We start from the raw sequence: 26,972 nt of genomic DNA on the forward strand, positions 1-26,972 counted from the left end.
AAATGAAAATCATTTTAAAAGTTAGTGTTTTAATGATGTTGTTTTTTAGCAATGTTATCCATGCCAAAGACATCAAAATAAAATCGTTAAAAGAGTTAGCCAAATATGCTGCAGAAAGTGGAAATACCATTATTATGGAGCCCGGAGTCTATAAATTAACAGATTATTTAACTCAGGATCTTGTTAAAATTCGTAGGAATACTAAAGAATACCAGTACATCACTTTTAGTGGGAGCAATAATATTTTCCATTTAAATGGAGTAGAAATAGAGGTAGATACAGAAATTAGAACTTGGTTAAAACCGCCTATTCATTCTGATGAGTTTTTAGTTACAGGTTTACATAATACTTTTGTTGGTTTGACTATTAGATGTGTTGGAAACGGAACATCACCAGGAGGTACAGTGTTACAAGTTGCTGGAGAAGCCAATGTTTTAAGAGATATTACTTTACATGTGGCAGGTTCTTATCCTTATGGATATGGAGATTTATTTGGAAAAGGAAAACAAAAAGAAACCACTGTAAAACATAGAAAGCACAGTGGGCTTTTAGTAACGGGAGACGAAACTAAATTGTATGGTTGTAAAGTGTTAAGCCGTTCTTTTGGACACTGTTTTTTCATTCAGCAACATCCTAAAAATGTATATTTTGAAAACTGTTATGCCGAAGGAGAAGTACGCTCAACCGATGAGGTTTTGGCAGAAACATCTGGACCTGCTTTTGATGTAAATTTTAAAACATGGACTCAAAATCGTGAGGGGGAATATGTAGTAACTCCTGGTTATATGAAATCACTTTGTGAGGATGGATTTAGAACTTATGGAACATGTGAAAACATCACCTTTAAAAATTGTACAGCCAAAAATACACGTGGCGGATTTGAGCTTCGTTTTAACAAAGCACATGTAGAAAATTGTACAACTATAGGGACAGAACGTGCTTATTGGATTGGAGATAACACCACAATGATCAACTGTAAAGGAGATGCTAATTACGGACCTTTATTATTCGTTGAGGGAAGCAATGTAGATGTAGAGTTGATGGTTGATTCGGCAGAATCTGATAGAAAAGTACATTCATTAATCACTGTTTTAGGAATTGATAATAAAGTAGTTTTAAAAGCTGCTGATGGAAAAAATAGAACAGAAGAATTACCAATTTTGGTAGGGTATACGCCTCCTATGCACGGTGAATCTATGTCTCCTTATAGTCAAGCCGAAGTAAATAAACTTCATTTAATAAACCAAACAGGAATGCCGGTATCTGTTGGAGAAATGGCATCAAATTGTACCATTGAAACCAATGGGAAGGTGATAGAAAACAAGGGTCAGAATAATCAAATACTAGAAAAATAATTTATGAAAAAACGTCAAGCAGTTATCGTTTTTGGGTTTTTGTTGTTGTGTAATTTTATTCATGCAGCAGAAATTAAAATCAACTCCTTAAAAGAATTAGCAACCTATGCTGCTAAAAGTGGAAATATCATTGTAATGGAACCGGGAGTTTATCAAATGGAAGATTATTTAACTTCAGAAGTTGTTAAAAACACCAAACCAGATAAAGTGGGGAGGTATGCCATGATAAAGTTTTCTGGAAGCCATAATGTTTTTGATTTTACGGGAGTAACCATTGAAGTTGATACAAAATTGTTAATTGTGTTTAAAGCACGAGTAAGTGAGTTTTATGTAGAAGGGAGTCATGTACATATTAAAGGATTGACTGTTACAGATATCGGAAATCACCCTAAGGCAAAAGGCGGGCATTCGTTTACAGTGGCTGGAGATGATGCGGTGATAGAAAAAGTAACCTTAAATATGAGTGGATCTTTTCCTTATGGATATGGAGATTTATTAGGAAAAGGAAAAGGAGCTTTGGTGCCTTTAAAAAAGCACAGCGGTATGTGTATAGAAGGTTTGAATGATAAGATTATAGATTGTTCTATTTATTCTAAATCTTACGGACACTGTTTTTTTGTGCAAGGAGGTAGAAATGTGCTTTTTGAAAATTGTTATGCAGAAGGTGTAACTAGAACTACAGACGATATGCTATCTGAAATTTCAGGACCCGCATTTGATGTGAATTTTGCATCGGTATATAAAAATTATGCAGGTGAAAATATAATAACTCCTGGCTATACAAAATCTTTAAATGAGTGTGGTTTTCGTATGTACGGAAAAGGTGGTGTAAACGGTGTGAAAACTGGAGCTGTTACTGCGATTAATTGTACCGCTAAAAATACACGTATTGGTTTTGCATTTGCTAAAATTACAGGAGATGTATTGATAAAAGATAGCAAAGCTATAGGATGCGAATTAGGATACAATGTAGGTGGGTTAACGGTTGAAAATAGTATAGGAGATGCTGTAAACGGACCCTTGTTGTATGTAAATAAAGGAGAAAAGACAACGGTAGAATTGGCATTGTTGCCTACGGAGTCTAAAACTAAAGTACACGTATTGGCTGCTATTGCTGGAGATTATCATAACATTACTTTAACCAAATGGAGAAATATGAAAAGAGGACAAAATCTTCCTATAAAAATAGGAGTAACACGTCCGCCAGCAAATAATGGTTTTTCTCCGTTGGGAACGGTTAAAACTTCAGGGATTGTTTTAAACAACTCAACAGAAATGTCTGTAGAATTAAATTCTGAATCTAGTGAATGTAAAGTGATTTCTAATGGAGTGGTAGAGGATAAAGGAAATAATAATGAAATTATTAAGAAATAAAATGAAACATATTGTAATTGTCTTTTTGTGTTTTGTGGGAAACATCTTTGCTCAAAACCCAGTTTTTACTCATGTGTTTACAGCAGACCCATCACCACATGTTTGGCCAGATAATCCAGATAAATTATGGGTGTATACCAGTCATGATGAGCCAGGGTCTAACAATCATTATGGGATGACAGGATATCATGCGTTTTCTACCACAGATATGGTAAACTGGACAGACCATGGACGTATTTTACACTTAGAGAATGTAGCTTGGGCTGAGAGTCATGCTTGGGCCATGGATGCTGCTTATTACAGAGGGAATTATTATTTAATTTACTGTATGAAAGAGGCAGGAATTGGTTTGTTTAGAACCGGAATTGCCCGTAGTGACAGACCAGAAGGGCCTTTTACAGATTTAGGTTATGTAAAAGGAGTTGAGTTTGGTCAGGATCCAGCTTTGTTTATTGATGAGGATGGAACGCCTTATTTATATTGGGGACACGATAGAAAATGTTTTGCAGCCGAGTTAAACGACGATTTAATGTCTATTAAACCAGAAACCTACGTGAATTTAACCAAGCAACTAACCCATGTGTTTGAAGGGCCTTGGGTGCATAAACGCAACGGAAAGTATTATTTAACTTATCCGGGATTGACTCCAAGACGTTGGCCAGAAAAAATGTTTTATGCAGTGGCAGAAAAACCTTTAGGGCCTTATGAGTTTAAAGGTGTTTTTATAGATGATTTTGATGGGCAAAGTGGAACCAACCATGGAGGGATTGTAAATTACAAAGGAAAAGACATTATGTTTTACCACAGTGCATGGTTGTCTGGTGGTTTAAGTGAAACGCGTTCGGCAATGGCCGATTATATGGAGTATGATAAAGAAGGAAATATCATTCCTATAATTCCATCAAAAAAAGGATTAGGACTTGCAGAACGCACCAAAACTACTTTTTTAATTGAAGCTGAAAGTGGTGTTGCTGCAGGAGGAAAATTGTATAATGTATTTGTAGATACTTTTATAAAAGGGTATAGCGGAAAAGGATATGTAACCAATTTTGACAATCCATACGATCATGTGTCTATGTTGGCACAAGTAGCCAAACCATCAAAATTCAGGTTTAAAGTAGGGTACGCTTCTCCAGATGGAGAATCCAATCACAATATATTAATCAATAGTCATTTGTATAGAGAATTTAAGTTCCCACAATCAAAAGAATTTACAGAAATAGATTTTGGAATTGTGGAGTTAAAGGAAGGTGATAATAACATCCGAATTTTTAAAAGAGATTGGAAGCCATCCAAAGGACAATTAGCTGTTGATTACATAAAATTAGAACAAGTTTTTGAGAATAAATAACATATATAATATGGATAAAATGATTGATAAATTAAGAAAAACAATACTGCTGTGTAGTGTACTAATCTTTGTAGGATTTAGCGCTTATGCCCAAAAAGTAAAGGTGTATCCTGCACCCAAAGAAATTGAGTTATCTACCTTTTTTAAGGTAAGCGTAGCCTCACAAAACGTACCTGTTTATAAAACTAAAATTCCGCCATCTACACCCATTCCGCGTTTAAATCCAAACAGAGGAGACTTTGGATTGGCTTCTGTGGCATCTTTTGATATGAATGATGCTGTTACAGTTTCTGTGGAATCTCCAGAAGAAGTAAAATCGGTAAAAATCTTACCAAGTTCTTATGGTATAAAACCTGTTTTTAAAGGGAATACAGTCACTTTTGAATTAAATCACCCAGGGCATGTAACAGTAGAAATTAATGGAGAATGGCATGAGTCTTTGCATATTTTGGCAAATCCTTTTGAAAAAAATATTCCTGATCCTAAAGACCCAAATGTGATTTATTTTGGACCAGGAGTTCATGAGGTTTCTCAATTAACCATTTCTGACAATCAAACTATTTATTTAGCAGGTGGAGCTTATGTTCGTTGTGTGTTGCCAGAACAAGAAGATGAAATAGAAATTAGAGGTCATGTAAGAAAAAAGCCAACATTTATTTTAGAAGGAAAAAATGTGGCTATTAAAGGACGTGGAATTATTGATCAGAGTAGCATTCCTAAAAAAGTAAGACGTTATACTATTTTAGCTCATAAAGCACAAGATGTAACTATTGAGGGGGTGACTATTTTTGATCCAAGTCACTGGACGATTCCTATTCAAAGTTGTGATGATGTACACGTAGATAATATTAAGATTTTTGGTTGGAGAGGAAATGCCGATGGAGTAGATATTACTAGTAGTAGAGATCTTTTGGTAGAAAATTGTTTTATGAGAACTTTTGATGATGCTGTGGTTGTAAAATCTTTTGGAGGTTATGGAGAAGTAGTGAACAATGTACATACCCGAAAATGTGTGGTGTGGAATGAATTGGCTCATGCTTTAAGTATTGGGGCTGAGGTACACGAAAATATTAGCAACGTAGTTTTTGAAGATTGTGATGTGATTCATGACAAAGGAAGAGAAACAGCCTTAAGAGTATATCATTGTGACCATGCAGTTATTAGTGATGTAACTTTTGACAATATTAGAATTGAAGAAGCTCGTAGGTTAATTTCATGTTGGATTGGAAAAACAAGGTGGACAGAAACAGAAGAAAGAGGTCACATTAAAAATGTAACGTTTAAAAATATTACAGCTACATCTGCACCTATAGATCCTACGCTTACGGGTTTTCAGGATGGGCCAGATTGGAAACCCTACATTATTAAAGACCATGCTAGTATGGAGTTAGTAGGGTATGATGCAGACCATATAGTAGAAGATGTTGTTTTTGACAATGTTGTTCTAGATGGTAAAAAAGTAGAAGCAAAAAATGTGACAGCAAATGAGTTTGTTAAGAATGTTAAATTTAAATAATTAGATAAAATTAATATGAAGAAATTATTGATTACCGGAGCTTTTATGCTGTCCATGTTTACTGCATTTTCGCAAGATGTTAAAGTAAAAGCCAGCCAAAGTGGAGAAAAATTCGAGCATTTTTGGAGTAAAAGTGTAGGAGCGGGTAGAGCTAACGAAGGTTTACGTGCTGGATGGTTAGAGCAATTAGAAAAAGTACAACAAGAATGTGGATTTGAGTTTGTAAGATTTCACGGAATTTTTCATGATGATATGTTTCCTGTTTTTGAAAAAGATGGAAAATACACGTACAATTGGCAATACATAGATGATTTGTTTGATAGAATGTTAGACTTAAATGTTCGTCCGTTTGTGGAATTGGCATTTTTTCCAACACCTTTGGCGGCAGAAAATAGTAAAACTCAATTTTGGTGGAAAGCCAATATTACTCCAGACGAATCTAAATATGGTGAATGGCATAATTTGGTAAAAGCATTTACGCAACACTGTGTAGATCGTTATGGAATTGATGAGGTGTTAACTTGGTATTTTGAAGTGTGGAATGAACCGAACTTACATTACGGATTTTTTGATGGAACCAAATCTCAATATTTTGAATTGTACAAACAATCTGTTTTGGCTGTGCGTTCTGTAGATGAACGTTTAAAAGTAGGAGGACCTTCTAGTAGTAATTTTGTAGCCGATGGTCGTTACGATGGAGAAGTAGAAAGTAGAAGTGGAGACTTAATTACGTTTACTGCAGATAATATTAACGATTTAGAATGGAAAGGATCTTGGATAGAAGACTTTTTAGCATACTGTGAAAAAGAAAAACTTCCTGTAGATTTTGTGTCTACACATCCTTACCCAACAGATTATCCTTTTAACCCAACCACAGGAAAAGGAAAAGATTTTTCTAGATATGTAAACTCTACTAAAGATGATATTGAATGGTTAAACAAAACCATCAAAAAAAGTGCTTATCCTAATGCTGAAATTCATTTAACAGAATGGAATACAAGTCCAAATAGTAGAGATGCCATGCACGACTTTTTACCACCAGCAGCCTATATTACCAAAGTAAATTTAGATTGTATTGGCTTAACCAATTCATTAGCTTTTTGGACGTTTACAGATATTTTTGAAGAAAAAGGTGGAGGAGAAAGTATTTTTCATGGAGGTTTTGGAATGATTAATTATCAAGGTTTGGTAAAACCATCTTACCATGCATACAGAATGTTACATCATTTAGGAGATGAAAAATTATTTAAAAACGATTACTTGTTTGTGAGTCGTAAATCAGGAAATGGAAAAGTAGTGGCTTTGGCTTATAATTATCCAGAAGATCATTACAACGCAGTGCCATCAAGTATAAAGAAAATTGATAAGTACGAGAACGGAAAAACTCGTCAGTTAAAATTTAAGTTAACAGATTTAAAACCTGGAACTCAGTTTAAAATAGAAACTTTAGATAAAGATCACGGTAATATTTATAATTACTGGGAAAAAATGGGGAAACCAGAACCGCCAACACGAGAACAAATAAAAGTGATGAAGCAATATGCAGAAGGACTTAAAACAGAAATTATCACCGCTAATAAAAAAGGTGTGGTAGAATTAGATAGAGAGCTTTCTCCGTGGAGTTTGGTTTTAATAGAACAAGTAAATTAAAGCCTTTATTTAGTAGAAAGAGGTGTTTAAATACTCTTTTTTAAACCTTGCAAGTATTATTATTTGCAAGGTTTTTTGTGTGAAAAAATATTGTGGTAAATTTTAATAAACCACACATAATCCCTTGTTATTGTAGTATAAAGAAACATAATTTACATGATAAGAACCATAGTTTATACGGATTGTGTATTTGACTATGTACTTTTATGCATAACCTTAAAACTAAAAATGTTTTAAATAATTAAAGGAAGTGTTGATCACTAGGTCATGGTCGTAAAATAAGGTGTAAAGAAGTATAAAAGAATTTTGAATTCTTTAAATAAAAAAGAATTACTATTAATTTTTTGATATGATATTAGATAACGAAAACCAATTAGTTAAAGATTTAATTGCTGGAAACGAAAATGCTTTTCGAAAGTTATTTGATATGTATAAAAATGACTTGTATAAGTATAGCTTAAGTATGGTTGTTTCTAAGGATTATGCCGAAGAAATAGTACAGGATGTTTTTATGACCATATGGTTAAAAAGAGCTTCTTTAAATCTTGAGATGTCTTTTAGAGCCTATATTTTTACCATTACTCGTAATAAAACCATTAAGTTTTTAAAAAAAGCAGCAAATAGCCAAAAACTTAGGCAAGAAGTATTTTATAAAAGTCAAAAATTTGCCAAACCTACAGATATAAATCTTAGAGAGACCGAACTAGAGAATTTAAAAGAAAAAGCATTAAAAAACTTATCTCCTAAAAAACGTGAGATTTTTGATATGTCTAGAGAAGAGGAAAAAAGTTATGAAGAGATTGCTGCTGAGTTAGGAATTTCAGTTAATACAGTTAAAAATCAAATGAGTAAATCTTTAGGGATTCTTAGGGATTATTTATTAAAAAATAGTGATGTTGTATTAATACTTTTTATATCCTTTATAGGTTAATCTTTACTTTCTTACTCAATTCTCGTAATTTTTTATCTAAAATAAGTGACTTTGTTACTTGTATAAATTTACTCTTTATTAAAACAGTAAGTTTTCTTTTTAACACCGTGTAAATCAATAGGTTTGGTGTTTGTGGTATTGGTTCTTAATAGTTTGTTTAATTGTGTTTTGTTTGGTTTTTTAGGTATTGTTTTGAGGTTTTTTTAATAAAAATTAAAAATAATTGAATTATTGATAGTACTAAAAGAAGTTTCAGGGGTATTATATATAGAAACTTGTTCTAAGGATGAATTAAATGAAAGAACTATTTAGAAAATATTTAAGAAGAGAATGCTCTCAAAAAGAAATAGAGCAAATTGTAGCCTATTTAAAAAGTAAAGAGGATTTATCTGATATTCCAACTTTTGAAGAAGTTTCAAAGTTATTAGAAACCTATCCTGATATAGATGAAGGAGCAGGAAATAAAATTTATGATAACATTATAAAAAACAATCCAAAGAAATCGGTTTTAGTTAAAAAACTACAACCATTTTGGAAGTATGCAGCAGCAGCTATTTTTATTGGATTTATCACAACAAGTTATTTGTTTAAAAATGAATGGTTTGTTAGTAATCCAGAAGCTATATCTGTAACTGCAAGTAATGATATTCAACCAGGTAAAAGCAAAGCTATTTTAACTTTAGGAGATGGATCTGTGGTTGTTTTGGACGAAGGAAAAATTTACCAAGACGAGGTTACCAATAGCGATGGCGAACAAATAGTTTATCAAGCCAAAGAAAAGAATATCTCCAAAAAGGAATTCAATTACTTAACCATACCAAGAGGTGGTAAGTTTTTAATAACATTATCTGACGGAACAAAGGTCTGGTTAAATTCAGAATCTCAATTAAAATATCCAACAACATTTGAAAAAGGAGAAGTGAGAGTTGTAGAGCTTGTATACGGAGAAGCATATTTTGATGTTTCTCCTAGTACAAACCACCATGGGGCAAAGTTTGTGGTTCTTAATCAATCTCAAAAGATTGAAGTGTTAGGTACAGAGTTTAATGTTAAAGCTTATAAAGGAGATGCTAATATTTGCACCACTTTAGTTGAAGGAAAAGTTAAAGTGAATTCTGGGGCAATTGGACAAGAATTAAAACCATCAGAACAAATAAAATTAAATGTTCGCAATCAACAGTTTTCTAAAGTAACTACAGTAGATGTATATAATGAAATATCATGGAAAGAAGGGGTTTTTAGTTTTAGAAAAAAATCGTTGTTAGAAATTTCAAAAGTATTATCACGTTGGTATGATGTTGATATGCATTTTGAAAATACAAAACTTAAAAACAAAGGCTTTAATGGAGTTTTAGGAAAAGATCAAAACTTAATAGAAATATTAGATAATTTAAAACGCCTACATGCAATTCAAGATTATAAAATAATAGAAAAAACAATTATGATAAAATAAAAAAAAACAGAGAGCGAAGTCAAATATTTTGCGGTACTAGCTTCGTCTCCCTGATGAGAGTAATAACTAAACAAAAATGTCTAATTAACACAATGCAAATTTATGAAAATTAAATTAAATCTTGTTCGTCTCACCACGTGGAGGCGAACGCTAATCATGATTATGAAAACGTTTATATTTCTACTATGTACAACGGTTTTCGGATTAACAACAGAAAAAACGTTTTCTCAAGAACAAATTGTTATAGATACCGATAAGGAAGTATCGGTAGATGAAGTGTTTTATTTAATTCAAACACAAACAAAGTATCGTTTTTTGTATCCCGAAGATTTGTTTGAAGAAGCGCCAAGAGTAAAGTTAAAAAAGGGAATTATTCCTTTATCTAATTTGCTAGACAAAAGCTTGTCAAAAAGTAATGTACAATATCAAATTTCTGATAAAAATACGATCGTAATAGAGGTAGGTAATAATTCTTCTAAACTTAATAATGTTGTCAATCAACAAAAGATAGAAATAAGAGGAACAATTAAAGATGAATTTGGGAATGGTATTCCTGGTGTTAATGTATTAGAGAAAGGAACTTCTAACGGTACTTTAGCAGATTTTGATGGTAACTTCTCAATATCAGTTACTGATGAGAATGCCGTGTTAGAATTTTCTTACTTAGGTTATGCTACTCAACAAATTCCAGTTATGGGGAAATCTACAGTTAACGTAACGTTAAAAACAGATTTAACTGATTTAGATGAAGTAGTAATAGTTGGATATGGTACTGCAAAAAAAGAAACATTAACAGGGTCTGTTGAACAAGTTAAAGGAGAAGTTTTTGAAGACTTGGCAGTTGGTAGTGCTGAATTAGCATTACAAGGTAGAACTCCAGGTTTAGTGGTTACTAGAAATTCTTCTAGACCAGGAAGTGAAGGGATTGATTTTGATATTAGAGGTGCAACCTCTGTGAATGGTGTAGAGCCATTAATAGTCATTGATGGAACTCCAGCTATTGAGGGGGCTTTTTCTAGTTTAAATCCAAATGATATAGAGTCTATTAGTGTTTTAAAAGGAGGTTCAGCTTCAGTATATGGTTCTCGTGCAGCAGGAGGAGTAATATTAGTAACAACTAAGAAAGGAAAAAAAGGAAAAGTTAATGTAACAGCTAGTAGTGTAATGAGAGTTGGTACAATAGGAATTCGTCCACCATCTCCTACCATGGCTCAATACGGTCAACTTTATTTAAATGCTGTTAACTCAGATTTAGACGCAGGAATGTCTCCAAACTTTTTCTTTTGGAATACAACCGATCAATTAAAAAGGATAGCAGCCGGAGAAGAAGGGTTATATAATTTTAGTATCCTAGGAGACGTTTATTTAAGTAATAATGGTAACATGTTTGACCAGATGTTTGGAGATTCATTCTCTACACAACACAATATTAGTATTTCCGGAGGGTCAGAAAAAAGTAGTTTTCGTCTTTCAGCTGGTGTAGATGATAATGTTGGTGGTTTAAAAATTGCTGATGATAGTTCTAAGAGGTATAACATGTCTTTAAACCATGATTTTGAAGTGAATAAAAAATTAAACATTAAAACAAATGTTAGTTATTTTCATAAACATTTTTCTGGACCTGCAGGAGGTTTAGATAGAGAAGTAACAACCTATGATGCTCCTTTGTTTTCACCTAAAAATCAACACGGACAATGGTATGGTAATTTTGGAGGAAATATAGCAGGAGGTAGAAATGCGTTTGCAAGAGTAGTTGATGGTGGTCGTGAAAACCAAAAAGACGAGCAATTTAAAGTTACTTCTACAGCCACATATAAATTTAATGATCACTTAAATGCTACGGGAATGTTTTCTTACACCAAGGCAAATGCAGAAGATCAAATATATGTAACTACTGTTCCAACTTATAATTGGTTTGGAGATCTAGCACCTGCAAGTATTAATGGGCAGTCATATATTCAAGAAGAAACAGGAAATTCATCTTACAAGTTATATAGAGGAGCTTTAAACTATGATAATACATTTGGAGATCACCATGTGTCAGGATTAGTAGCTGTAGAAGCTGAAAAATTTGAAAGGAACTCTTTAAGAGCAAGAAGAAATGGATTTATTGATTATGGAGTTTATGATTTAAATTTAGGAGCTACAGATCAAGCTATTCAAACAGAAGGTGGTGGAACTGAATGGGGGTTCTATGGATATGTAGGACGTTTAAACTACGATTATAAAGGTAAATATTTGTTAGAACTTCAAGGAAGACGTGATGGAACTTCTAGGTTTGGTGAAGGTAATAAATGGAGTAGTTTCGGAAATATCTCTGCAGGGTGGATATTAAGTTCAGAAGACTTTTTAAAAGATAGTAACGTAATATCTTTCTTAAAAGTAAGAGGAGGATACGGACAAATTGGTAGTACAGGTGGTATTGATAATTTTAATTATGTTTCTAGGGTATCTTTTGGTACTACTGTGTTTGGATCAACAGCATCGCAACAAGCAATTTCTTCTGCAGATAGATTGGCAAGTCAAAAAGTAACTTGGGAGCGTGTAGAAAGTAAAGAAATAGGTATTGATTATAAATTATTTAATAGTAAACTTTTTGGTTCTATTGATTTTTATCAAAAAAACAATATAAATATGCTTATCAATCCTATATTATCTGCTATTGGAGGATTTAAAACAACTCCAGATATTAATGATGGAGTTTTAGAAACTAACGGATGGGAAGTGCAATTAGGATGGAGAGATAAAATAGGTGATTTTGATTATAGTGTTTCCGCTAATATGAGTGATTCAAGAAATACTGTTAAAAATTATGACGGTGGTAAAGCTTTGGTTGAAGGGCTTAACGCTGTAGGAGATGGAGAGATTATTGAAGGTAAACCTATTAATGCTTATTATTTATATGAGACTGATGGAGTGTTTGCCAATCAGGCAGAAGTAGACGCTTATATAAGTACAATTAATACTAATGGTAATTTCCCTAATGTAAATTTACGTCCAGGAGATACACGTATTGTTGATAAAAATGGAGATGGTACCATTGATCGTAATGATATTACATATCAAGGAGATGCTGCACCTCATTATGTTTATGGTATTAATTTAGATTTTAAATATAAAAATTGGGATTTATCTACTTTCTTTCAAGGAGCTTTAGATCATAATATTCTTAGAGAAGGTTATTTTAGTAGACCTTTTGCAGCTGTATGGCAAAATCAATCTACTACGTGGTTAGATAGAACTTGGACTCAAAGTAATCCTAATGCTGAATTTCCAAGATTAACTACTAACGGATCATTAGCTTCATGGAATTATCTTAACAAAGATTTTATGTTGCAAAATAATAGATACATAAGATTAAAATCTTTAATCCTTGGTTATACACTAAGAGATATAAAAGTAGGGAATACAAATATTGATAATTTAAGATTATATTTTTCTGGAAACGACTTGTTTGAGTTTACCAATGTTAAAGATGGTTGGGATCCAGAATCACAAGCTAATTCTAATGCTAGTGCATATCCGTTTATGCGTACTTGGGCATTTGGTGTAAAAGTTTCTTTATAATTCTTAAAGCTTATTAACAATAAAAAATATACAAATGAAAAAACTAAAATATTTAATCATACCATGTCTTATGGCATTCTTTACTTCTTGTGAAGATGACTTTATTGATTTAAATCCGCCTTCAGAAATTACTGATGATGTTTATTATAAAGATGCTGAGCATTTTTTAACCGGATCTAATAATTTTTATAATGAGTTAATTGATTGGTCTTATTTAGGAGATTTAACCGATCATGGTTCAGATTTAATAGGACACAAAGAAGAGTCTCCTTTACAGGACTATTCAAGAGGTAATACGCAACCGCCAGAAAATGAAAGTTCATATTTTGATGATATTTACGCTAGCATAAGAAATGTTAATCTATTAATAGCTAGAGCAGCAGAATATGATGGAGATCAAAATGATATTAAAGAATATGTAGCTGCAGCTCATTTCTTTAGAGCATATCACTACTTCTTTTTAATGCAGCGTTATGGGGGAATTCCAATAGTTGTAGATCCATTAGATGTAGATTCACCATCTTTATCTAGTTCACGTAGTAGTAGGTATCAAGTTACTTCTCAAATCATATCAGATTTAGACTTAGCAATAGCAGACTTACCAAGTGAGAACAATATTGGTACAAATGATAAAGGAAAAATTAGTATAGAAGCAGCTAAGGCTTTTAAAGCCGAAGTGTTATTGCATGAAGCTACCTGGATGAAATATGTAGGAACAACAACTGATGGTGATGGAACTACAGTAGGAGCAGGTACTGCGGGATATAATCCGGCAAATATTAATACTTATTTACAAGAGGTTGTTACTTTAACAAAATCAATAATGGACTCTGGGATTTATGAGTTATGGGACTATAATAATGTGTTGAATAACATGAGTTCATACTTTTTATTTAACCTAGAAGACGGAGGGTCTAATCCTGCAGGATTAGATAAGTCTACAAATAAAGAGTTTATCTTTTATGGAAAATACGATTATACATTTAGACAAAGTAGACAATTAGTAAGTCATGTTTCCTCAGGAAGGTTAAAGCCAAGTAGAAAAATGATGGATATGTTTTTGTGTACAGATGGTTTACCTATTGATGATTCTCCATTGTTTCAAGGGTATACAAACGCTTCTGATGAATATCAAAATAGAGATTATAGAATGCGTGCTTACTTTGGAAATCACGAAGCGAATAATGATATTCCTGCAGATGGATCAGTATTGTTAAATGGTGAAAACCAAATAGGTACTTTCTCACAAAAATTTGTGTCATGGACATGGCCGATTTATAGAGAGTCTAGAGAAGAAGGTTTTGATTTGCCTTTTATACGTTTAGCAGATGTGTATTTAATGTATGCAGAAGCTCTTTATGAATTAAACGGTAGTTTAACAGATACTCAATTGGATGAGTCTATTAATTTAATAAAAGCGAGAGCGGGTGTAGCACCTATTAGTAACGCGTTTTTAACAGCTAATAATTTAAATTTAGAAACAGAAATTAGAAGAGAGCGTACAATTGAATTGTTTGCCGAAACTTCTAGGTATAATGATTTAAGACGTTGGGGAATTGCAGAACAAGAGTTGAATCAAGATATATATGGAGCAGTAATAGAAGGGACTGCGTATGAAAGTAACCCAGCGCTTTATGATCCAAGTTTATATTTTTATGGAGAAAAAGATGCTCAAACAGGAGATGGTGTTAAAAGTTGTCTATTATTAGAGCCAGCTTCAGTTAGAAATTTTTCTAGACATAATTACTTGTATCCTTTACCAACAGCACAGATAGCTTTAAATGAAGCGATGTTACAAAATCCAGGTTATTAGAAAAGTAAAAATAGTTAGTTAAGTAATTGTTTGAAAGGTTTGTTGTTCGTTAGTAGCAGCAAACCTTTCTGTTTTTAATGTATTGTGTTGTATAGGTTGATTAAAATGAAACCTACTGTAATAAACTAGAGAAAACGAAAATTCAATAAGGATTTAATGTATAAATGAATCATAGGTTATGCATTATGCATTATAATTCATAATTGATTGTTTTTTTGCAAGCTATTTTTGTTAAAAAATAAATAAAAACTAAAGCGAATGATTAATAAGTGCCATTTCTTTAAAGTAACTGTGGTTACAGTACTAATGTTGTTGTTTCAACAAGTACAATCGCAAACAATAACAGTTAACTCTTTAGAGGAATTATTACCGTATTTAAAACAAGATAATGTTCATGTAAAATTGGCCCCAGGAACTTATGATATAAACGCATTTGATATTTCTCAAGGTAAGTTTTCTAATCCTCTGTTTCTTTTTGAGGGATCTAATAATACTTTTGATTTTACAGATGTTAAAATAAACATCAACACTTTGGTGCTGACTAAGTTTGGGAATAATGAAGTAAATGAAATTCAGATATTAGGAAACAATAATGTTCTTAAAAATTTGACATTAGAAGATATCGGTACAACTGCTCCATCTAATAGAGCTCAATCTCTTATTATGGATGGACGTGACAATAGAGTAGAGGGCTTTCATTTAACAGTGAGAGGTTCTTACCCTTATGGTTATGGAGATGCTTTTGGTAAAGGAGGAGGGTCTGTGATTAACCACAAAAAACATTCAGGTGTTTTAATTAGAGGGTTACGTAATCACCTTAAAGATTGTAATATTATATCACGTTCATATGGGCATATTGTTTTTATGCAAGCAGCAAGTTACCCAACAATAGAAGGATGTTATATTGAAGGTGAAATGCGTTCAACTGATGATATGTTAGCCGAAGAAGGAACTGGGTCTCCAGCCGATAATGTAGATTTTATGACTGTTTGGGGATATAAATTACCTGCTGGTTATATGATGAGTTTGCAAGAGGGAGGAATTAGGGCTTATGATGCTGGAACAACTTATATTGATGGAGAAGAAATAAAAAGAGGAACGGATAATCCTACCGTTCTAAATTGTACTATTAAGAATGCAAGAACAGGGGTTACTTTGGCGCATGCAACAGGTACAAAACACGTAGAAAATGTTTCAGCTTTAGGGTGTGAACAAGGATATTCTATAGGTAGTGGTACAGTGAGTAATTGTAGTGGTGATGCTCAGTATGGACCATTGTTAAGTTTTGCTTATTCAAGTGATAAAAATACTAATATAGATATTAAAGTTTTGCCTACCGAAAATTATTATAATGGTAGTGGAACCGTTGCTTATATTGGTGGGCATTCTCATAATATTACATTGCGTGGAGGTGATCCTAATGCCAATCTTAGGATTCAAGTTGGGGGAGAAAAGAATAATGTAAGGTTATTGGGCGTTACCTCTAATCAAAACCCACTTTCGGCATCAAATTTAGACCTGAAAAATTTAACTGATTTTCCTGTAGTATTAGATGAAATGACTTCAGGAGTTGCTGTAGAATCATGTGGAGAAGTTACCGATCATGGAACAAGTAATATCGTTGGTGATTGTCTAGAAGAAACAACTGGATTTCCAAATACGAACAAAGCATATCGTTTAGGAAATAATAGATTTACATTTTGGGTAGCTGCAAATGGAGGAGATCATGCTTATTCTATAAAGTATCATGGCGATATTAATAGTGGAAGTATTAATGATTATGAAGATTTATTTCCATCAGGTCAAGAGTCTTTTTGGACTTTTACTCCTGTAGATGGAAGGGAAGGGTACTTTTTTGTTGATTGTCTTGGAGCAGGGGGGAAACAAAGGTTATCAGCTTCTACAGATAGTGGTTTACCTGTTATGACCTCTAAAACAGTTACTGATGCATCTGTTCAGTGGTCTGTAGTTCAACCAGAAGGAAGACATACTTTTCATATCACGAGTGATTATGCTAGAATGGTAGGGGTTAATGCAGAAACTAATCAAACAATTCTTTCTACTGTAGGAAACGCAACCAATCAATCTCGTTTTGAGGTTCTTGAAGTTTCCAATTTTTCTCTAAGTACAAAGAATAATACTTTAAATAATCTTTCCGTTTATCCTGTACCAACTTCAGATGTATTAAATATTCAGTTAAAAAGTTTGGAGTCAGTTCATATTGATTTATTGAATTTAGCAGGAGTTAAAATCATATCAAAAGAGATCAAACAAAATAACAGCACTATAAATTTATCCGATTTACCTTCAGGAATATATCTATTAAGATTAAATGATGGTGAAAATATATCTGTTAAAAAAATTGTAAAAAAGTAAATAGAAATACAATTTAATTAGGAGTAAAAAGAACCGTTTTAATTTAAATTAAGGCGGTTTTCTTTATATAAGGACTTTAATTTATAGAATATGGAATATGTTTTATAATAAACGGATTAGTATGTAAGTATTTTTGTGTGGATGTAAAAAAAATCAATAAAGTATGTTTAAAAAATACGCTCTAATAAAAGTTGTAATTGTAGCATTTGTAATGTTATTGGTTCAACAGGTTCAATCACAAACAGTAACAGTTAATTCCTTAGAAGAATTGTTGCCTTATTTAAAACAAGACAATGTTGATGTTAAACTAGCTCCTGGAAATTATTCTATTAGTGGTTTTGATATTAGTGATGGAACTTTTTCTAATCCTTTATTTGTTTTTGAAGGATCCAATAGTACTTATGATTTTACAGGTGCAGAAATTAAGATCAATACCGTAGTGTTGACAAAGTTTGGGAATGTTGATGTTAACGAAATGCAAATATTAGGAAATAATAATGTTCTTAAAAACTTAACTATTGAGGATATAGGAACTACTGCACCTACCAAAAGAGCTCAAGCGATAGTAATGGACGGTCGTGATAATAGAATCGAAGGCTTTAATGTAACTATTAGAGGTTCTTATCCATATGGTTACGGAGATGCTTTTGGAAAAGGAGGAGGTTCTGTAATTAATCACAGAAAACATTCAGGTATTTTAATTAGAGGGTTACGTAATCATCTTAAAGATTGTAACATTGTGTCGCGTTCTTACGGACATATTGTTTTTATGCAAGCAGCAAGTTATCCAACAATAGAAGGGTGTTATATAGAAGGTGAAATGCGAACTACAGATGATATGTTAGCAGAAACCTCTGGTCCTGCTTATGATGTAGATTTTATGACTGTTTGGGGATATAAACTACCTCCTGGATATATGTTGAGTTTGCAAGAAGCAGGTATTAGAGCCTATAATGCAGGTACAACTTATATTGATGGAGAAGAAATAGAAAGAGGTACAGACAATCCTACGGTTTTAAATTGTACCATTAAAAATGCAAGAACAGGAGTGACTTTAGCTCATGCATCTGGTAAAAAATATGTTGAGGGTTGTACTGTTTTAGGTAGCGAAAATGGGTATTCCATAGGAAATGGTATTGTGGTTAATTGTGGAGCAGATGCAATTTATGGACCTGTTTTTCAAAGTACCTACAGTAGTGATAATGGTTATAATGCAGATATAACAATATTACCACCTAGTGGTGAATACTATAATGGGCATAAAGCTGTTGCCTATGTTGGAGGAAGTAATCACGATTTAAATTTCCGTTCAGATGTTGTTGATTTTCCATCAGATTTAAAAATAATGGTTTCTGGAGAATTGCAAAATCTTAGAATGATTAATGGAGCAAATCCTTCGCAAAATAATTTAACATCTAATAATATCAGTATTAGAAACTTTACCAATTTCCCTGTTGAGATTCATCCTGATGCTTCTAATATCATTGTTCGTCAATGTGATATAACAAATGTTTCTGATAATGGAACAAATAATACCATTGCTGCAGTAGATTGTGAGTCTGAAAACTTTGCATTAAACGGAATAGCAATTCAATCATCAACAGCTTATGATGGGATAGCAAGTAGAGCCGTTGATGGAGATACCAATGGTAATTTTGGTGGGAATTCAGTAACTCATACAGATCCTTCAGATACCGGAGCTTGGTGGTTGTTAAGTTTGGAAACTGAAAAATCTATTGATGAAGTTGTCCTTTTTAATAGAACAGGAAAGCAAAGTTATATTGATAGATTAGCGAATTTTAAACTGCAAGTTTTTGATGAGGATGGAACAGAAACCTTTTCTAAATCATATGAAAATGAAGCGCCAAATCCATCTAAATCTATAGATGTTGGTGGAGTAATAGGAAAAACAGTAAAAATCACTCAACTTAATGACCTTGTAGCGCTTTCTTTGGCAGAAGTTCAGGTGTTTGGAAATTCATTATCTACAAAGAATACAGATGCTATAAATTCAGTAAAAATGTATCCTAGTCCTGTGGTAGATTTGTTAAATATCTCTTTAGGAAAAGTTAAACTAAATGCGAGTAAAACCAACATAGAGATTTATAATGTTAATGGGCAAAAAGTTTATGAAACAAAGCCAAAGAACTTAAATGAAATTCAACTAAATATTTCGCACTTAAATAGTGGTGTGTATTTAGTTATAGTGAACGATGGAATTACAAATATTGTTAAAAGGGTAGTGAAACTATAAAATAAGCTAGTACATAATATAACTGTTTGTAAAGGGTGTTAATTTATAATGCATACAACATAGTTTATAATCAGTAAGTATATTGTTTTCTACTTTTGATAAAAAATAATAAACATGATAAATACAAAAACCATATTTAAATTAAGTTTAATTACTTTATTCTTTCTGTTTGTACATCAAATAGAAGCTCAAATAAAGGTAAATTCTTTACAAGAATTAAAGCCTTATTTAAAACAAGATAATGTAGAGGTTCAGTTGGCTGCCGGTGAGTATGCCATAACTGTTAAAGATGTTGAAAAGGGCTTGTATCAAGATGAAGTGAAAATGAAGAATTTAAGTAAAGTATTGTTGCTTGTAGAGGGTAATAATAGTACTTATGATTTTACAGGAGTAACCATAAAAGTAGAAACAAAAGTATTACAGGCTTATGGTAAAGTTCAAGTTCACGAACTACAAATTATAGGAAACAATAATGTTTTAAAAAATTTAACACTTATTGATGAAGGTTCAGTGCATGATGCTCCTACTAGGAGAGCTACCAACATTGTAATGGACGGAAGAAACAATAGAATAGAAGGATTTCATGTAACTACAAAAGGATCTTATCCATACGGATATGGTGATGCTTTTGGAAAAGGAGGTAAAACAGTGATTCCACACCGTAAACACAGTGCTTGTTTGGTTCGTGGAGAATCAAATCATTTAAAAGATTCTAAGTTTATACACAGATCATATGGACATTGTTTGTTTATGCAAGGAGCAGACAAACCTATTATAGAAGGTTGTGTAATAGAGGGAGAAGTTCGTTCAACAGATGAAATGTTGGCAGAAGAAGGAACAGGTTCTCCAGCAGATAAAGTTGACTTTATGACTGTTTGGGGGTATAAATTACCTAAAGGATATATGTTGAGTACTGGAGAAGCTGGAATTAGAGCTTATGATGGTGGAGAAACTCTTATTGATGGAAAAGAATATAGAAGAGGAACATCAAATCCAACTATATTAAACTGTACCATTAAAAACATGAGAACTGGAGTAACCATTGCCCATGCTACAGGAAAAAAATATGTAGAAGGTTGTGTAGCTATTGAGTGTGAAAATGGTTTTTCATTAGGATCAGGAGAAGCAGTAAATTGTAGTGCAGATTGTGTTTATGGTCCTGTATATGCTTCAACTTATGAAAGAGATAAGAGATACAATGCAGACATCACTATATTACCTGCCAAGGTGCCATATTTTAATGGTTCTGGAAGTGTAGCTTATATAGGTGGTAGTGAGCATAATATTACTTTTAAAGGAGGAGAAGAGGTTGCAAAAGAAGGATTGGTAATTAAAGTGGGTGGAGAAAAAGGAAATATCCGTTTGTTAAATGGAAACTTTCCTCATCAAAACGATTTTAAAGGGTTTGATTTTAAATTAAACAATCATACTACTTTTCCAGTAGAGTTGTCAAATAAAAGTGAAGACGTAAAAGTAAAATCAGTAGGAAAAGTAAAAGATTTAGGAACTAATAATAAAGTAACTCAAATCGAACGTTAAGATTTTATATAGAAATATAGAAACAAAAACCTGTAATTAGTATATGCTAATTACAGGTTTTTTGTTTTACCACTTTTAAGTCTTTAAAATAAGTGCTTAATTTATATAAAATGGGTAATGAGTTATAGGTTAAAAAATAAGAGATGATTAAGTTGCAGTCATAATTATAATAAAAAAATGTTTTTCATCATGATGAAAGTATAAGGTGAAACAGCATGCATCATTTATAGTTTATAAAATCAGAAAATATTTAAAAAATGAGTATAAAGACAATATCAGTACTAGTTTTAACAATAGTATTTACTTTAACTTCTTGTAAATCGGCTTTAAAAAACAATGCAGATAAGCCTACAAATTTTGTAATTATCTATACAGATGATCTTGGTTATGGAGATTTATCTTGTTATGGAGCAGAAGGGTATAAAACTCCTAATTTAGATACTATGGCAGATGAAGGAATGCGATTTACAGATTTTTCTGTTTCTAATTCTATATGTACTCCATCTAGGGCAGGGTTGTTAACAGGTCGTTATGCACAGCGTTGGGGTTATACAGAAGGAGTGTTTTGGCCTCATAGTAAAGATGGTATGCCAGAGAATGAAGTTACTATTGCAGAGTTGTTAAAAGAAAAAGGGTATGAAACAGGACTTGTTGGTAAATGGCATTTAGGACATCAAAAAGAGTTTGCACCAACTTCTCAAGGTTTTGATATGTATTATGGAATTCCTTATAGCAATGATATGTGGCATGATCCTGAAGCACCTTTGTCTCCAAACGTTGTATTTAATGAAGGTTTAAGTATAGAAGATTATAAAGCTTCAAACCCTAGAAAGAAATTCAGACACAAAGTACCTATTGTAGAGGGAGATGAGGTGATAGAATGGCCAGTAGATCAAACTTTGTTAACTCAAAAATATACCAATAGAGCTAAAGAATTTATAGCTAATAATAAAGAAAAACCATTTCTATTATATTTAGCGCATAGCATGCCTCATATTCCTTTGTACGCTTCAAAACAATTTAGTGGCAAAACAGAAAGAGGTTTGTTTGGAGATGTGCTAGAGGAGATTGATTGGTCTGTAGGTGAAATTTTAAAGGAATTAAAAGCGCAAGGATTAGATAAAAATACATTGGTAATATTTACTTCTGATAATGGTCCTTGGATTAGCAAGCAGCCCAATGCAGGTACAGCAGGTGTGTTAAGAGATGGTAAGTTTTCTCCTTACGAAGGAGGTAGCCGTATGCCATGTATTGCTTGGCAACCTGGTTTTGTTCCAAGTGGTGTGGTTTCTAATGCTCAAGTATCTACGTTAGATATATTGCCAACCATTGCGTCTTTAGTGGGAGCAAACATTCCTGCTGATAGAAAAATAGATGGTTTAAATATGACAAATATCTTAACAGGAAAATCAAAAGAAATAGAAAGAGATTATTTTATTTATAACGGAAATAGAGCTATTAGAATTGGAGATTGGAAGTATGTAAAAAATAAAAACAAAGAAGAGTTGTTTAATTTGTCTGAAGATGTAAGTGAATCAAAAAACTTAATAAAAGAATATCCTAACAAAGCAGCGGAATTAAAGAAAAAGCTAGAAGAGGTATCAGCTAGTTTTAAATAATCAGAAGAGTTAAGAATATATAAGTGATAATAAAAGATGAGCGAAAACGAAGATAAAACGTTAATCAACTTCTTTTTATGGTTCTTTGGAATCTTTGCTGTTTGGATGTTAGGATACATCATCATTAAAGCATTTAATCATAATGAATTAAGTGTTTTTAATATGATAATCCCCATAACTATTGGAGTTACCTATGAAAACTTAAAGATTTCAAACAATTGGAAACATACAACTTTAAAAATATTTGCTGCGCTAGTTGTTAGTTTAATGGCTTTTATTGAAACTGAAAATCATGAGGATTTTTCATTCTCTGATAACATTCACGAATGGTCATATGCTTTTATATTTCTATTGGTTACCGCTTCGGTAATTTATCATAAAGACAGTGTTATCCCTAAAATTACAGAAGGGATCATACTATTACAATCAATCTCTTTTGTTTATTGGATTATTAATATTTATAAGGAGAATATTTTTAACCAATATGTACTGATTGCTTTGATTGTACCGTTTTTTCTGTTTTCAATTTTTCATGCTTTTTCTTATAAAAAATTCAGTCAAAACAACAAACTCATTCTTAGTGTGTGGAGCTCTTTTATCATGTTGATATTTTCTATTAAAACAATGATGAAAACTATAAATAATGAAAGTTATTTAGACACAAGTTTTGAAGGTGTATTGATTAATTATTTAATCTACTTTATACTAGGTGTATCTCTTGTGTATATTTTTAAAAATGCAGAAATGTTTATAGGATACATCCCCAACAAAGATAATGGCTATGATAATTATTCTGAAAAAGTGAATAGACTTAATAAAAAACATATTGCAAGATTTACTGAAATTCAAGTAAACAAATCAGATTCTTTGTTGGCTATATTATTTCTATCAGTTATTTATAGTTTGAATTACGTATATAATTTCATCGATTCAGAAACTTTAATTTGGCTCTGTTTTATTCTTTTTCCATATATATTGAATTTAAAAAATTACTTAATTCAAAAAAGATGATTGTCAATAACAGCTAAAATAAATACAGAATTAATTTTTAACTCCAAAGCCTTGTAATAATGATAATTTTTTGGCTTTAGGTGTTTATTACTGTAAAAATGAACCAATAGTTATATGTTTTTAATAATGGTTTATAGTAATACTAGAGTTTAGTGATTAGCTTTCATACTTAGTTATTGCCTACAATTTTGTGGGAGGCTAAAAAGTTGATTGTTAAATAGAAAATTAATTATAATGATAAAATTTCATGGTGTTTATTTAAAATCATTCAAACTGTTTTTGATGATTTTTTTGATGATATGTAATGCGGAACATTCATATTCACAATTTGTTCATCCAGGGATTACGCATAAAAAATCAGATTTAGAAAGGATAAAACACATGGTTGAGGCTGAAATTGATCCTTGGTACACTTCGTATCAAGAAATGGTTTCAGATGGAAAATCGAGTTATGATTATACTGTACAAGGTGATCCTACTTTTACAGAATTAGGGCGAGATAACAAAGTAAATTATGGTGCGTGGAACAGCGATATAAGAGCTGCTTATTACAATGCGTTAAGGTGGTATGTAGAGGGAGATGCTCGTCATGCAGAAAAAGCAATCGAAATTTTTAATTCTTGGGTGAATTTAGAAGCTGTTACGAGTAACGGAACCATGGCGTTGAGTGGTGGTGTTGGATATATAATGATTGAGGCTGCCGAAATTATTAAACATACCTATACAGGTTGGTCTGCAAGTGATAGAAAAAAGTTTGAAGATATGTTGGTTTTTCCAGGATATTCTAATACTCAAGTACCTTCAAGTGTTTCTAGAACCTATGGTACATTTTATTGGCAATCTTATCAAGGAGATTCTGGACGTCACGGAAATCAAGGATTGTCTGGTTGGCGAACAGTTATGGCTATAGGAATCTTTTTAGATAATCAAATTATATATGACAGAGCTTTACGATATATAAAAGGTTTGCCTCATCGTGCAGATGATTTACCTTATCCTTCAGGACCTAATACTAGTAATGAAATTACTTCTTCAAATGAATATTCAGATACTTACAGCATTTCCAAAGGGTCTTCTATTCAAGATTATGGTTTTAATGAGTTGATGACCAATTATATTTGGGATAATGGTCAATGTCAAGAAAGTTCTAGAGACCAGCAACACACAGCGTTTGGAATTGGTTTGTTAACCTCGATGGCTGAAATGGCATGGAACCAAGGAGATGATTTATACAGTTATGCCAATGATAGACTACTATTAGGTTTGGAGTATAATATGAGGTATAACGTATCGGCTATTCAATCATATCCAGATCAAACTACACCATGGGAACCTACTGTAGCATCAGGGGAGTTTAAAGTAGGTTTTGATAGAACGGGACGTTGGTATTCTAAAGCTATAAGTCCAGATGGAAGAGGAGAGTATACAGGAATTAGACCTGTGTATGAAATGCCTGTAGCTCATTATATTGGTAGAGGACTTAAAACAGAAGATGAGGTAAAATGGACTAAAAGGGCGAGAGACAAAGCTCTTGAAGTATCTGGATATGAATCTGCTGGTTGGACAAACGATGCTATTGGTTGGGGAGCATTAACCGCTCGTCGTCCCGCATATTGTTACGGAGATCCTGTTGTTGGCTTTGACGAGAATAATTTACCTATTTATGGAATGAACGCAACGGAAACTTTTGTGGAGGCTGAGCATTTTGATTATGATCCTATTCAACAAGGAGAGGGGAGAACTTATCATGATTTATCTTCTTCAAACGCAGGAGGAATATATAGAACTTTTGATGGAGTTGATATAGCATCTACTTCACAGGGAGCATATCATATAAGTAATATCGAAGCTGGTGAATGGTTAAGTTATACGATTTCCGTTCCAGAAACGGCATTGTATAGTATAAAAATAAAATATTCGGCTTCTCAATCTGGAGGAACTATGAAGTTTAGTTTTGAGGGAGAAGAAAAAACTAATGATTTGGCAGTTCCTTTTGGTGCGCCATATTCTACTGGGAATTCTGATTGGAAAGAATATACAATTAAAGAAGATATTGTATTAAATAAAGGAGTACAGAGTTTAAGAATAGCTTTTGGTGGAGCTTCTAATGTTTTGGATTTAGATAGTTTTTCAGTGATTAAAACAGGGATTGTTAAAGAAAATCAAACCATTCAGTTTTTTACCATTTCTGATAAAGTTTTAGGAGGCGATGATTTTGATCCTCAGGCTACTGTTGATTCAGGCTTGAGTATTGATTATAGTAGTTCAGACACTTCAGTAGCGACTATTGTAAACGGAAAAGTACATATTGTAGGAATGGGAACTAGCACAATTACAGCAAGTCAAGCTGGTAATGAGCAGTTTAATGCAGCGAAAAGTGTTTCTCAAGAAGTTAGAGTAACTGAGAAAATTGAAGGTACAATGAATTTAGGAGCAGAAGCTGATGCTTATGTACACGAGTCAAATGCCAATACAAATTATGGTACTGCCGAGGTAATGGTATCTAAAGGAGAAGGACGTTATGCTTATATAAAATTTGATTTGAGTGATATTCCTGGTCCAATAGTATCAGCAACTCTTAGGATTTATCAAAGAACCGGGTTTAGAGATTTACGAACAGTATATGATGTACTTGATGATAGTTGGACGGAAGAAGGAATCACTTGGAATAACAAACCTACTTATTTTAATGAGAGAGCCAATGCTATTACTACTTCTACATGGAGTGAATGGGATTTGTCATCTTATACTGCACAGGAGCATAAAGGTGATAAAACAATGAGTATTGCAGTAAAAGACCCTGTAAATAGCGGTGTTGGTGTAGATTTTCGTAGTAAAGAGTTTGGGGTAGAGTTTGCTCCAGAACTAGTAGTGGAGTATTCAGAAGGAGCATTAAGTTTTGATGGGGTTGAAGGGAGTAAAAGAATTTATCCAAATCCTGTTGATGATGAGTTGAATATAATCAATGAAAAAGGTGCTTTTTATGAAATTTATGACGATGTTGGAAGGTTGGTTAATGAAGGAAGTGTATTTACAAATTCTGAAATAGTTTTTGTTAATAAGTTAACTGCTGGAGTTTATTTTTTAAAGTTATCTAAGGGAGGGGATAAAACAATTCTTAAAATAATCAAAAAGTAGTTATTGAGTATATTTCAACAAAATA

At 32.5% G+C, this 26,972-nt stretch carries 15 protein-coding genes; all 15 read left to right on the top strand.

The features are described from left to right. Positions 1–2 precede the first annotated feature (2 nt). Positions 3–1,355, top strand: coding sequence for a hypothetical protein (locus AXE80_RS03430; RefSeq protein ID WP_068824482.1), 1,353 nt, complete (start codon positions 3–5; stop codon positions 1,353–1,355). Positions 1,356–1,358: 3 nt separating this feature from the next. Continuing rightward, on the top strand, positions 1,359–2,729 hold the full coding sequence (locus tag AXE80_RS03435; protein WP_068824483.1) for a hypothetical protein: 1,371 nt from the start codon (positions 1,359–1,361) through the stop codon (positions 2,727–2,729). Then, the gene (locus AXE80_RS03440; RefSeq protein ID WP_068824484.1) at positions 2,710–4,080 is read left to right on the top strand and encodes a family 43 glycosylhydrolase; all 1,371 of its coding nucleotides are present in this window, start codon (positions 2,710–2,712) and stop codon (positions 4,078–4,080) included. Before AXE80_RS03435 ends, AXE80_RS03440 begins: the two co-directional genes overlap by 20 nt. Positions 4,081–4,090: 10 nt before the next feature. Beyond that, a complete protein-coding gene (locus tag AXE80_RS03445; protein ID WP_083194549.1) occupies positions 4,091–5,596 on the top strand; it encodes a glycosyl hydrolase family 28 protein in 1,506 nt (501 codons plus the stop codon). Positions 5,597–5,611: 15 nt separating this feature from the next. Beyond that, the gene (locus tag AXE80_RS03450; RefSeq protein WP_068824485.1) at positions 5,612–7,246 is read left to right on the top strand and encodes a GH39 family glycosyl hydrolase; all 1,635 of its coding nucleotides are present in this window, start codon (positions 5,612–5,614) and stop codon (positions 7,244–7,246) included. A 349-nt stretch (positions 7,247–7,595) separates the two neighbouring features. Further along, the gene (locus AXE80_RS03455) at positions 7,596–8,177 is read left to right on the top strand and encodes an RNA polymerase sigma factor (RefSeq protein ID WP_068824486.1); all 582 of its coding nucleotides are present in this window, start codon (positions 7,596–7,598) and stop codon (positions 8,175–8,177) included. Positions 8,178–8,472: 295 nt separating this feature from the next. Continuing rightward, positions 8,473–9,630 (top strand): FecR family protein, encoded by a 1,158-nt coding sequence (locus AXE80_RS03460; RefSeq protein WP_068824487.1) that lies wholly within the window; start codon positions 8,473–8,475, stop codon positions 9,628–9,630. Positions 9,631–9,732: 102 nt separating this feature from the next. Then, complete coding sequence (locus AXE80_RS03465) at positions 9,733–13,197, top strand: SusC/RagA family TonB-linked outer membrane protein (protein WP_083194552.1); 3,465 nt, start codon at positions 9,733–9,735, stop codon at positions 13,195–13,197. Between the two features lie 34 nt (positions 13,198–13,231). Beyond that, complete coding sequence (locus AXE80_RS03470) at positions 13,232–15,010, top strand: RagB/SusD family nutrient uptake outer membrane protein (protein WP_068824488.1); 1,779 nt, start codon at positions 13,232–13,234, stop codon at positions 15,008–15,010. A gap of 258 nt (positions 15,011–15,268) precedes the next feature. Further along, positions 15,269–17,386, top strand: coding sequence for a T9SS type A sorting domain-containing protein (locus AXE80_RS03475; protein WP_083194555.1), 2,118 nt, complete (start codon positions 15,269–15,271; stop codon positions 17,384–17,386). Positions 17,387–17,549: 163 nt separating this feature from the next. Further along, complete coding sequence (locus AXE80_RS03480) at positions 17,550–19,640, top strand: T9SS type A sorting domain-containing protein (RefSeq protein ID WP_068824490.1); 2,091 nt, start codon at positions 17,550–17,552, stop codon at positions 19,638–19,640. A 114-nt stretch (positions 19,641–19,754) separates the two neighbouring features. After that, positions 19,755–21,179: a hypothetical protein gene (locus AXE80_RS03485; RefSeq protein WP_068824491.1), complete on the top strand. Its 1,425-nt coding sequence runs from the start codon at positions 19,755–19,757 to the stop codon at positions 21,177–21,179. 257 nt (positions 21,180–21,436) lie between these two features. Continuing rightward, positions 21,437–22,798 (top strand): sulfatase family protein, encoded by a 1,362-nt coding sequence (locus AXE80_RS03490; RefSeq protein ID WP_083194558.1) that lies wholly within the window; start codon positions 21,437–21,439, stop codon positions 22,796–22,798. A gap of 36 nt (positions 22,799–22,834) precedes the next feature. Beyond that, a complete protein-coding gene (locus AXE80_RS03495) occupies positions 22,835–23,809 on the top strand; it encodes a hypothetical protein (RefSeq protein WP_068824492.1) in 975 nt (324 codons plus the stop codon). 282 nt (positions 23,810–24,091) lie between these two features. Then, entirely contained in the window at positions 24,092–26,947 is a 2,856-nt protein-coding gene (locus tag AXE80_RS03500) for a CBM96 family carbohydrate-binding protein (RefSeq protein ID WP_169816807.1), read from the top strand. Positions 26,948–26,972: the final 25 nt, after the last annotated feature.

It is taken from the genome of Wenyingzhuangia fucanilytica (assembly GCF_001697185.1).
GTDB classification, from domain to species: domain Bacteria; phylum Bacteroidota; class Bacteroidia; order Flavobacteriales; family Flavobacteriaceae; genus Wenyingzhuangia; species Wenyingzhuangia fucanilytica.

Excerpts from the sequence above, each read along its gene's own strand:
- AXE80_RS03445 (WP_083194549.1), top strand. The coding sequence starts at position 4,091 with ATGGATAAAATGATTGATAAATTAAGAAAAACAATACTGCTGTGTAGT.
- AXE80_RS03485 (WP_068824491.1), top strand. The coding sequence starts at position 19,755 with ATGATAAATACAAAAACCATATTTAAATTAAGTTTAATTACTTTATTC.
- AXE80_RS03470 (WP_068824488.1), top strand. The coding sequence starts at position 13,232 with ATGAAAAAACTAAAATATTTAATCATACCATGTCTTATGGCATTCTTT.
- AXE80_RS03495 (WP_068824492.1), top strand. The coding sequence starts at position 22,835 with ATGAGCGAAAACGAAGATAAAACGTTAATCAACTTCTTTTTATGGTTC.
- AXE80_RS03450 (WP_068824485.1), top strand. The coding sequence starts at position 5,612 with ATGAAGAAATTATTGATTACCGGAGCTTTTATGCTGTCCATGTTTACT.
- AXE80_RS03440 (WP_068824484.1), top strand. The coding sequence starts at position 2,710 with ATGAAATTATTAAGAAATAAAATGAAACATATTGTAATTGTCTTTTTG.
- AXE80_RS03435 (WP_068824483.1), top strand. The coding sequence starts at position 1,359 with ATGAAAAAACGTCAAGCAGTTATCGTTTTTGGGTTTTTGTTGTTGTGT.
- AXE80_RS03460 (WP_068824487.1), top strand. The coding sequence starts at position 8,473 with ATGAAAGAACTATTTAGAAAATATTTAAGAAGAGAATGCTCTCAAAAA.
- AXE80_RS03465 (WP_083194552.1), top strand. The coding sequence starts at position 9,733 with ATGAAAATTAAATTAAATCTTGTTCGTCTCACCACGTGGAGGCGAACG.
- AXE80_RS03500 (WP_169816807.1), top strand. The coding sequence starts at position 24,092 with ATGATTTTTTTGATGATATGTAATGCGGAACATTCATATTCACAATTT.
- AXE80_RS03430 (WP_068824482.1), top strand. The coding sequence starts at position 3 with ATGAAAATCATTTTAAAAGTTAGTGTTTTAATGATGTTGTTTTTTAGC.
- AXE80_RS03480 (WP_068824490.1), top strand. The coding sequence starts at position 17,550 with ATGTTTAAAAAATACGCTCTAATAAAAGTTGTAATTGTAGCATTTGTA.
- AXE80_RS03455 (WP_068824486.1), top strand. The coding sequence starts at position 7,596 with ATGATATTAGATAACGAAAACCAATTAGTTAAAGATTTAATTGCTGGA.
- AXE80_RS03475 (WP_083194555.1), top strand. The coding sequence starts at position 15,269 with ATGATTAATAAGTGCCATTTCTTTAAAGTAACTGTGGTTACAGTACTA.
- AXE80_RS03490 (WP_083194558.1), top strand. The coding sequence starts at position 21,437 with ATGAGTATAAAGACAATATCAGTACTAGTTTTAACAATAGTATTTACT.